This is a genomic window from Rhodococcus sp. EPR-157 (assembly GCF_001647195.1).
GTDB lineage: Bacteria > Actinomycetota > Actinomycetes > Mycobacteriales > Mycobacteriaceae > Rhodococcoides.
This window is the reverse complement of record NZ_LVCV01000138.1, coordinates 1-10,115: the sequence shown is the minus strand read 5'-3', so window position 1 is coordinate 10,115 and position 10,115 is coordinate 1. Positions and strand designations below refer to the sequence as shown.

Annotated in this window: 8 protein-coding genes; 2 read left to right on the top strand and 6 right to left on the bottom strand. The window is 64.1% G+C overall.

Features of this window, described 5'->3' with window-relative positions; translation table 11 throughout:
• The coding region (locus A2J03_RS05530; RefSeq protein ID WP_068370561.1) for a siderophore-interacting protein at positions 1-1,646 on the bottom strand (1,646 nt) is incomplete at its 3' end.
• Positions 1,647-1,676: 30 nt separating this feature from the next.
• Positions 1,677-2,690 carry an ABC transporter substrate-binding protein gene (locus A2J03_RS05525; RefSeq protein ID WP_068370563.1) on the bottom strand — a complete coding sequence of 338 codons (1,014 nt, stop codon included), beginning with the start codon at positions 2,688-2,690 and terminating at the stop codon, positions 1,677-1,679.
• Positions 2,691-3,004: 314 nt separating this feature from the next.
• Between A2J03_RS05525 and A2J03_RS05520 the strand changes: the two genes are divergently transcribed.
• Both A2J03_RS05520 and A2J03_RS05515 read left to right on the top strand, forming a co-directional pair.
• Positions 3,005-4,780: an ABC transporter transmembrane domain-containing protein gene (locus tag A2J03_RS05520; protein WP_068370560.1), complete on the top strand. Its 1,776-nt coding sequence runs from the start codon at positions 3,005-3,007 to the stop codon at positions 4,778-4,780.
• On the top strand, positions 4,777-6,543 hold the full coding sequence (locus A2J03_RS05515; protein ID WP_068370558.1) for an ABC transporter ATP-binding protein: 1,767 nt from the start codon (positions 4,777-4,779) through the stop codon (positions 6,541-6,543). The genes A2J03_RS05520 and A2J03_RS05515 overlap by 4 nt, the downstream gene beginning before the upstream one ends.
• 117 nt (positions 6,544-6,660) lie before the next feature.
• Here the strand turns inward: A2J03_RS05515 and A2J03_RS05510 are convergent, their stop codons facing one another.
• The 4 genes from A2J03_RS05510 to A2J03_RS05495 all read right to left on the bottom strand — a co-directional run.
• Complete coding sequence (locus A2J03_RS05510) at positions 6,661-7,452, bottom strand: ABC transporter ATP-binding protein (RefSeq protein WP_068370562.1); 792 nt, start codon at positions 7,450-7,452, stop codon at positions 6,661-6,663.
• A 20-nt stretch (positions 7,453-7,472) separates the two neighbouring features.
• Positions 7,473-8,552: a FecCD family ABC transporter permease gene (locus A2J03_RS05505; protein ID WP_068370557.1), complete on the bottom strand. Its 1,080-nt coding sequence runs from the start codon at positions 8,550-8,552 to the stop codon at positions 7,473-7,475.
• A gap of 31 nt (positions 8,553-8,583) precedes the next feature.
• Positions 8,584-9,678: an iron chelate uptake ABC transporter family permease subunit gene (locus A2J03_RS05500; RefSeq protein ID WP_068370556.1), complete on the bottom strand. Its 1,095-nt coding sequence runs from the start codon at positions 9,676-9,678 to the stop codon at positions 8,584-8,586.
• Positions 9,679-9,807: 129 nt separating this feature from the next.
• Positions 9,808-10,115: ATP-binding cassette domain-containing protein (locus tag A2J03_RS05495; protein WP_156520218.1), on the bottom strand; the 308-nt coding region annotated here is incomplete at its 5' end.

The following is a 10,115-nucleotide window of genomic DNA, read 5'->3' as shown; positions in this document are numbered from 1 at the left end:
GTGGTCGACGGGTCGAGCAGGTCAGTGACGAGTACGACGCGCCGCGCCGAACGAGCAAGGGTTGCGATCAGCAGAATCGCGTCGGGATCTGGCATCGTGTCGACGACGCCTACGGCCACAGCCAGGTCGACAGGTTGTGCGAGAGGCGTGAACTCACTCGAATCGATACGCGTGACCCGCCCGCGGCGAGACTCGACGATATCGGAAAAGTTCCTGTCTCCCAATGCCGGCAGTCCGACGAGATAGATCTCGAGACGAGGTAGCAGCCTCGCCAGAGTGTCCGCGTAGACACCTGCTCCTTCGCCGTACACAGCCACACTGTCCACGTCGGCGAGGTCGACTGCGGTGGGGAGTGCCGGTGATCGGTACAACGCCTCGAATGCAGATTCCTCGTGAAAGCCCGCCGTGAAACCGGGTTCACTGGCCTTGTCGGCGAATCCGTGACCAGCCGCGGGGCTGCCTGTGCGCACAGTGTCGACCAGTCCCATGAATGCCATGTCCAGTCGCGTCTGGATGCTGTCGAAGTTCAGTGCCTGCGCAACAGGCCCATCGTCGTCGGCGAGGATCGCCCCTTTCTCGGTCGCAGAGAAGCGCCCAGCGTCGACGGTCAGCAGACCCATGAGCACAAGGTGCCGTAGTAGCTTCGCCGTTGCTCCTGGATGCGAATTGCAGTGTGCGGAGATCTCTTCGACCGAGTCGGCACCTCCGTCGACGGCAGAGAATACTCCCAGCGTCACTGCCGTTCTGATCACGAGCGGTGGCAACAACTCAGAAAGTTCGTGCAGCGACTCGCCGGCACTTGCCACATCCGCGGCGCGGTCACCATCGGCGGCGATGTCACGGCGACGCCAGTATCCTGCGATCTCGACGAACCGCTTGTCCAGGTTCGTGTGGTGCTTCGCCCATCGACGGAGCGGCTTGACCGTCGTCGACTCCCCTGCCACCCATAGATACGGCTGGCCGCGGCGCCACTGTGCGTCCTGCACGGTCTGCGCCAGCCGCGACTCGCCACCATTGTCGGATCTGTACAGCCACGTGATGTCCACGTCGGCGTCGGATAGCAGCTCCTGACGATGTGCTGGTTCGGCGACCTCGATCACTACGGTGGCGGGCAGATCCGAGGGGAGCTTTTCGAGGCAGTGCGCAATTGCAGGCAGAGCGGTCTCGTCCCCCGCGACAAGCATCCAGTCCACCCCGACGGGAAGTGAGGACGAGTGCTTCGGTCCGGCAATCAAGATCTTCTCCGCGGGTCCCACCCGGTTGGCCCACTCGGCAGCGAGGCCGCCCGCGTGGACGACGAAATCGATGTCCATCTCACGAGCATCACGGTCGAATCGACGCACCGTGTAGGTCCGGGAGTACTGGAACGAACCCGCCGGCCAGTCGACAGTCCCGTCCGCCGAGTTCGTAGGTTCCTCGAACGGAAGCGTGCCGGTAACCGGATCGGCGGGCAGCAATTTGATGTCGTCGTCGAAACCACTCGTGCGCACCGCCGGAATCACGATTCCGTCCCGTACATGCTGATCCATCGATGGACCCCCGACCGTCACCCGTCGCATGCCAGGAGTGACGTCCTCGACCCGCAGTACATCGAGCTCTCGCATGCGGATCGGAAAGACCTCGACCTCACGGACGGTCCCAGCCATCGAACTACTCCCTTTGCTCTCGTGTGCCTGTCAGCTGGTGAACAACTGCTGGACGCGGTCCAGCGTGTCCATGACGCCGTCGTAGTCCGGGCGGTAACTGGTAGCCGGAAGCTCGAAGACCTCGCCGGTCGCGAACGCCGGCAGCGAGGCATACAACGGGTCCGCCCGGAGCTGATCGAGGGTACGACCAGCGACCGGGACGACGAACATGGTCGGAGCATCACCAACCTTCGACAGCAGCTCGTTGCTGATGATGAACGAATCTCCAGAACCGTAGAGCTCGGGGTCGTCGGCTTTGGCCAGCACGTCGTCGGCCGATAGACCGACGCTCGCCAACAGCTCCGGCAACGCGGCCGACGGTGGGATGAACGCCGGTTCGTTGGTACTGAGCGACAGCAAGTACGCCACCGGTAGTCCGGGGGCGGTGATCGCGGCACCGACCTCGGCGACCTTGTCCTCGTACGCCTCCACGAGGCCGCGGACCTTGTCGCTTTCTCCAGCGGCGTCGGCCACCGCCTCGAGTTCACCCTGCCAGGTGTTGACCGACGACGGGATGAGCACAGTGGGTGCGATGGCCGCGAGCTGGTCGTAGGCTTCGCCTGCGAGCACTGCGGAAAAGCCCTGCCCACCACCGATTATCAGATCGGGCTCGGCCAACGCAATCGCCTCGATGTCGAGAGTCTCACCTGCCGGCAACTCCTCGGTTCCCTGCGCCTCGGCTTTGTCCGCCCACTGCGGCGGAAAACCGCCGTCCAGGTTGGTCACCCCGAGCAGCCGAGTGTCGGTGATGGCGATCGGAGCGTCGAGAGTGAAGAGGTAGCCTGCCAGACCTGCAGACAGCACCGCGATACGCTGTGGATCTACCGGAACGGCGATGTCGCCGCGGTCGGTGGAGATCACGCGCGTGTCGCTCGTCGCGGAATCGTCAGCACTACCCGAGCCGTCACCGCTGCTGCACGCGGACACGCCGAGACCGAGTGCAGCGACGGCCGCGAGCGCGGCAACCGCGCGAATGCTGCTGCGGTGAAATGGTGAGTCGAACAAGACTTGGCCTCTCGGAATCGATCGTGCAGTTGAAACGCGGACGACGCTTCCGCCGGAGACGGCGTACGAGCAGGTCGATGAAGCAGCAGCCGACACAGCCGGTCACGAGACCGACCAGTTGCGACCATATCAGGCTAGGCTGTCCTCACTAATCGACGCTGTGGATGCCGATCCACCTGACCCATCCGATGGAGTAACTACACCGTGGTTCGCGGCGCGAGAAGCAACGAAGTCCACCCGATCCGCAGCATGGCTCGCCACACGCGCTGGCCCAACTGCCTTCCGCGGACGTCCGACGCGGTAGCGAATTGCACATGACCGAGGCCTCCCAGGAAAGGGCAGCGTGGAATCCGCCCAAGCACCTTCCTGTCTTCTTCGACATCCCCGACACCCCGCCGGAACGCCGAATCATCATCCGCGAGAGCATGTCTCCAATGGGACTGGCGGCCTCCATCGTCAGGTCCGCCGGCTGGCACGCAGCCCTCGGTTGCCTGCTCCTGGTCCTGTACAACACGGCGATCACGCTGGTTCCCTTGGCACTCGGCGCGGCGATCGACCAGGGCATCGGACCGGTCACGACCGGCACCCCCGCGGGGGACGCCATCGGCGACTTCCTGCGGTGGATCGCGGTGATTGCCGGGCTCTATGTCGTGATCAACCTGACGTACCGCTTCGGCGGGCGGATCGGTTGGTACGCGGTACAGAGAGCGAAGTACGAGCTCTCCGCACGCGTCGTCGAGCGGATCCTGGACGTGCGAGGCACCGCAGGTGGGCCGCAACTACCCGGGCGACTGCTATCCGTCGCTACATCCGACAGCGATAGAACCAGCAGCGCGATATATTTCGCCATCTATCCACTCGGGAACCTCGTCGCTATCGTCGTTGCGGCGTTCTCGCTGTTCACGATCCACCCGATCCTGGGCCTGACGGTCGTCATCGGGTCGCCACTGCTGCTGGCAGTGATGGCAATGATCGCCAGGCCCCTGCGCGTTCGTGCCGAACAGGAACAGGAAGGCATCGCCGACGCCGCAGGCGCTGCCGCCGACCTGGTCTCGGGATACCGCGTCATCGCCGGAATCCATGCGCAGCGCGCCGCTGCCGAACATTACCGCGGCGTGAGCCGAGCAGCACTGCGAGGAACGCTGGCCGCCAACAAAGCAGAAGGCGCGCTGATCGGCGTCAACACTGCCCTGACCGGCCTGTTCGCCGGCGTCGTGACCGTCGTCGCCGCAGTGCTCACCTTCGACGGGTCGATTTCCATCGGCGGGCTCATCGCTGCGGCAGCCATGGCCCAGGTGCTTCTCGATCCGCTGCGAATCCTCATCGAGGAGGCCGTGACACTGGGCGCGGAGGTTCTCGCCTCCGGCCGCCGCGTCCTGGACCGACTACACATCGACCCCGATCCCGAGGCCCTCGGCACAGCCGACGTCGCATCCGCACCGACTCTTCGAATACACGGCCCCTCCCTGGTCGAAGCCCTGATCATCGGTCCGGGTCAGTTCGTGGCCATCGACCCGATCGCTGTAGATGCCGAGAGGCTGGTCGCTGCACTGACTCTCACCTCGCGGAAGCGCGAGTCCGACGTACTCCACGTCACGCTCGACGATCGCCCGCTGCGCGAACACGCTCCGACTCAGGTCAGGCGCACGATCCTGGTCGCACCTCACCAGTCCGATCTCCTCGAGCCGACGGTGCTCGAGAACGTGACCACCGAACGCGTCGAGGCCGGTTCGAAGGAACACTCTCGGGCGCTGGCTGCACTGACCGACGCGCGCTGCGACAGCCTAGATAGCGAACTGCCACACGGATACAACACCCGGGTCGGCGACGGTGGACGCACCTTGTCCGGTGGACAGCGTCAGCGCGTCGCACTCGCGCGCGCGCTGTATCGGCAGGCTCCGGTACTGGTCATGCACGATCCGACGAACTCAGTCGACTCGGCGACCGAACACGACATCGCGCAAAACATGCGCAGCGCGCGTGAAGGTTTCACCACGATCGTGCTCACGTCCTCGCCTGCGTTCCATTCCGTTGCAGACCGCAGCATCGTCCTCGGACATGCGGCAATGGCACAGAAATCTGCGTCATGAGTAGCGCCACCGAGTCGACACCACACCACGAACAACGCCTCCCGGTCGCCGACTGGCGACAGATGCGCACAGAGATAGCCACGCTCGCGGCCGGACGATGGTGGCATATCGGCGGCATCACACTGCTGCTGCTGATCGCCTCCACCGCGTCACTGGTTCTGCCGTTGACGATCGGATGGATAGTCGACACCGTAACCGGCCGTGGCGAATCGGGGGTCCCCTCCGTCGTCTGGTGGCAGCTGGCTGCGTTGGCCGTCGCGGCGATCGCCGGAGGCGCCGTGCAGTTCTTCGGCATCGTCGCGCTGGGACGCGTCATCGATACGATGGTCGCCGAACTACGTGAGAAGTTCATCTCCGCAACCCTCGATCTACCCGAGGCCGAAGTGGAACGAATAGGCGTCGGCGACATCGTCACCCACGCGGCGACCGACACTCGCACGGTCTCCGACGACCTCCCGGGCATCCTGCCGACCCTGGCGTCGGCGATCTTCACCATCGTGCTCACGGTCATCGGAACGACGGCGATCGACTGGCGATTCGGTATCGCGTTCCTGCTGGCAATGCCGTTGTATGTCCGCGCGCTCCGCTGGTATCTCCCCGCGGTTCCCCCGGTGTACAGTGCGCTGAGGTCGGCGGACAGCACCCGCGGGGAGCGGGTACTCACCACCCTCACCGCTTTGCCTACCGTCACCGCGTTCCACGCCGGACCTGCTCGCGTCGACGGCATCCGTTCCGCCACCTGGGATGTCGCGCAGTGGGAGGTGCGAGCCCGCATCATGCAGAACCGATTCTTCGGCCGCATCAGCCTAGCCGAGGCGATCTGCTTGCTACTGATACTCGGCTGCGGTTTCCTGCTCGCATCTCTATACGGGACGACCCTCGGACAGATCACAGCCGCTTCGCTTCTGTTTCTCCAGGTGACCGGTCCGATCTCGATGCTCATGTTCGTCATGGACGATCTGCAGTCCGCCGCCGCGTCACTCGCCCGGGTGGTCGGGGTCACCCGGAACCCAGTCCAGACATCTCCGACAACCGTTACCGCACAACCGGACTCAGGTAGTGACGATCCGCTCGTCCACGTCGATGACATTCGCTTCGCCTACCGACCGAACCACCTCGTCCTCGACGGGATCACCATGACCCTGAACGCCGGGGAGCGCGTTGCCATCGTCGGATCGACCGGGTCGGGAAAGACCACGCTGGCCAAACTCGTCGCGGGCGTCCGCGAACCGATCGGGCGCATTCGCACCACCGTCGAGCGCAACGACATCGCGTACCTCAGCCAGGAAGGCCGTGTGTTCTCCGCGACGCTGCGCGAGAACCTCGCCCTTGCAGCGCCCGGTGCATCGGACGAGGATCTACATGCGGCCCTGTCCACTGTGTGCGCGGACGCGCTTGTGACATCGCTCCCCGACGGACTCGACACCGTGCTCGGCGAGGAAGGCCGCCGCCTCAGCGGCGCCGATGCTCAGCTGCTCGCGCTGGCTCGCTTGGTACTTCACGACCCACAGGTGGCAATACTCGACGAAGCGACCGCCGAAGCCGATTCGCGAAACGCATCCCTGCTCGACGAAGCAACCTCTCGCGCACTGGCCGGGCGCGCGGCGATCGTGATCGCCCATCGGCTCTCGCAGGCACGTGTCTGCCACCGAATCATAGTGCTCGAGAAGGGGAAGGTGATCGAAGAGGGCAGTCACGACGAGCTCCTGTCCGCCTGCGGACGCTACTCCCGACTCTGGTCCACTTCGACAGCGTCGAGATAGACGACGCCGACTTGCCGTGACCGTGACACCGTATCGCTCCTGGCGCTCCGCGCCAGTGGCACGGTTGAGTGCACCCCACTGCACTTAACCGTGCCACTGCGGCGGAGCCGCAGTCGATCAGCGCCTCGCAAGCGGAATGACGAGCGGTGTGTGCGATTCCGGATCCTCGATGATGCGGCATGGCAATCCGAACACCGATTCGACCAGTTCAGCCGTGATGACATCACCCGGCGCACCGACCGTGACGACTTGTCCGTCCTTCATCGCGATGATGTGGTCGGCATAACGGCAAGCATGATTGAGATCGTGTAACACCGCGACCAAGGTGTTGCCCTGCTCGCGATTGAGTCGAGAACACAACTCGAGCAGATCGATCTGATGCGCGATGTCGAGGAACGTCGTCGGCTCGTCCAGAAGCATCAGCGGCGTCTGCTGCGCCAACACCATGGCCACCCAGACTCGCTGACGCTGTCCCCCGGACAGCTCGTCGACCGGTCGGCCCGAGAGCTCCGAGACACCGGTCGCTTTCATCGCGAACACCACCGCAGCCTCGTCATCCCTCGACCACTGCCGAATGAGCTTCTGGTGCGGATAACGTCCGCGCGCAACGAGATCCGCGACGGAGATTCCGTCGGGAGCGATGGACGTCTGCGGCAGCAGTCCAAGGCGTCGGGCAACTTCTTTCGCCGGATACGAGAAGATCGCCTTGCCGTCGAGCAGGACGGTACCCGCTTCCGGTTTGAGCAACCGCGAAAGGGCCCGCAACAGAGTCGATTTTCCACATGCATTCGGCCCGACGATGACGGTGAACTTGCCGTCGGGAATCTCGACCGTCAGGTTTTCGCTGATGATGCGCTTGTCATAGCCGATCGTCACGTCGTCGGCGTGCAGCCGCACCTGCGCCTTCACTCCATTCTCCGAAGCCTGCGTCACTGCTTTCTACCTTCCCGAGCCAACAACCACACGAAGTACGCCCCACCGATGGACACGGTCACGACACCGACCGGCAGCTGCGTGGGCGCGAACAGTCGCTGGGCGGCCCAATCGCTCAGTACGAGCAGGAATGCGCCCATGACGGCCGACGGAATCAGCGCGACACCCGCAGTCTTGGTCAGCCGGCGCACCAACTGCGGTGCTGCAAGCGAGATGAACGAAATAGGTCCGGCGGAGGCGGTCACCATTGCGGTCAGGGCGACACCGAGGACGATCAGAATCAGACGAGTCGGCTCGGCACGAATGCCCAGGGCTTTCGCCGCGTCGTCACCCAGTTCCAGCATGGGCAGTCGTCCTGCGACGACGGTCAGGATCGGTGCGATGACCATCAATACGACGACGACCGGCCCCACCTGCGCCCAGCTCGAACCGTTCAGACTGCCCGCCGCCCACACGGCCGCGGCCATGGCGTCGGCGAGATCGGCTTTGATGATGAGCCACGTGTTGATCGAAGCAAGAACCGCACTGACAGCGATGCCGACGATGATCAGGCGAAATCCTTGCACTCCCCGCTTGAACGCGAGCAGATAAACCACTGCTGCAGTGCAGATTCCGCCGATGAGCGCGCCCGCGCCGGTCTGATAGTAGCCGCCGCTCACGGTCAGTATGACGATGAGCGCCCCGGTGTACGCGCCGGTGTCGAACCCGATGATGTCAGGGCTACCCAACGGATTTCGCGTCAACGACTGAAAGATCGCACCGGACACACCCAGTGCGCCACCGAGAAGCAAAGCAAGTACGACGCGCGGGAATCGCCATTCCATGACGACGACCTCGGTGAATCGCGGAGCATCGGAGAACACTGCGCGAAGCACTTCTGCGGGCGGGATCGACACATCACCCGTTCCAAGCGCAAAGACCGACACCACCAACGACAACAGAACCAGGATCGCGCAGACGAGCACGGGTCGGACGCCGATTCGACCGTTGATCCTGTCGTCGGCGAACCGGAGAATGCGTACTCGGCGACCGAAGTCGACCTCGGAATCACCACGCACCGGCTCCACAAGAGTCACAACCTCCCCCGATTCACTCCGCAGGCTCCGCTCACAGGCCACTCACCTTCTTGCGACGGACCAGCAAGATCAGAACCGGCGCACCGACGAACGCCGTCACGATGCCCACCTGCAGCTCACCCGGTCTGATCACGATGCGTCCGACGACATCGGACAACAGCAACAGGCACGGCGCCGCTGCCACGGTGTACAGCAGAATCCAGCGCTGATCGGGACCGACGAACCACCGAACCATGTGCGGAATCATCAACCCGACGAAGCCGATGGGTCCAGCTGCGGCCGTCGCCGCACCGGCAAGCAGGGTCACCGCGACTATTCCGATGACCCGGGTGTTCCTCACTTTGGCACCGAGCGAATGCGCGAGATCGTCGCCGAGCGCGATGGCATTGAGCGGCCTCGCGATGACGAATGCAAGGACAAGTCCGATAGCCACGAACGGGCTGATGGCGAAGGAGATGTCGAGCCCCCGGCCGGACAGCGACCCCGCTCCCCAGAAGCGCATCTTGTCGAACGCCTCCGGGTCGAGCAGCGTCAACCCCGTCGTGATGCCACCCAACACCGCACCGAGAGCGATACCTGCCAATGTCAGCCTGATGGGCGTTGCGCCGGCTCGCCCCATGGACCCGACCGCGTACACGGCGACGGTCGCGACAATGGCACCGAGGAACGCGAACCAGATGTACGACCAGATTCCCGAAAATCCCAAGAACCCGACCGCCAGTGTCACGAAGAACGCCGCACCCGCGTTGACCCCGAGAATTCCGGGGTCGGCCAGCGGGTTTCGCGTCATCGCCTGAATGAGCGCACCACTGACTCCGAGCGCGACCCCGACGATCAGGCCGAGAATCGTTCGCGGCAAACGCAGTTCACGAATGATGACGGCGTTGTTCGAATCGTCGTACGCGACGAGGCCGTTCCACACTTCGCCGAGTGGAATGTACTTGGTACCGACCGCGATACTCAGCAAGCAGACGACAAACAGAAGGCCGATGACGACGAACAGCCCGAGAGTGCGCCGTGCATCGGTCTTGGCCAGCCCGCCGGGAGTGGTCGGACTCTCCAGTTGCCCGGCAACCGGTCCTTCCCGGTGATTGTCGCCACCTGGCGTGCTCGCTACCGTAGTCATGGACGTGCTCCCGAAGTAAACGCAACAGTTCGGTGCAGAGCGGACACTCCGGCCTCATCCGAGCACGTTACTGCTTGAATCAAGCACTCTACACAGTCAGATTAGGTTAGCCATACCACCATGGCGCGTTCAGCGCACGACGGCATCGCGGTAGCGCTCGTCGTTCTGCGCGAAGTCTTGGTGAGTGCCCTCGGCCAGAACCTTGCCTGCGTCGAGGACGACGACGCGATCGACGACACTGAGCAGCGACGGGCTGGATGTCACGATGATGGTCGTGTGACGACGCTCGTCGCCGTGGCGTAGCGCGGCAATGCCTTCCGCGATCGCGTGCTCGGTGACGGCGTCGACTGCCGTCGTCGGATCGTGCAACACGAGTACCGGAGGCTCCGCCGCGAGTGCTCGCGCGAGGGCCAGCCGCTGACGCTGACCACCGGACA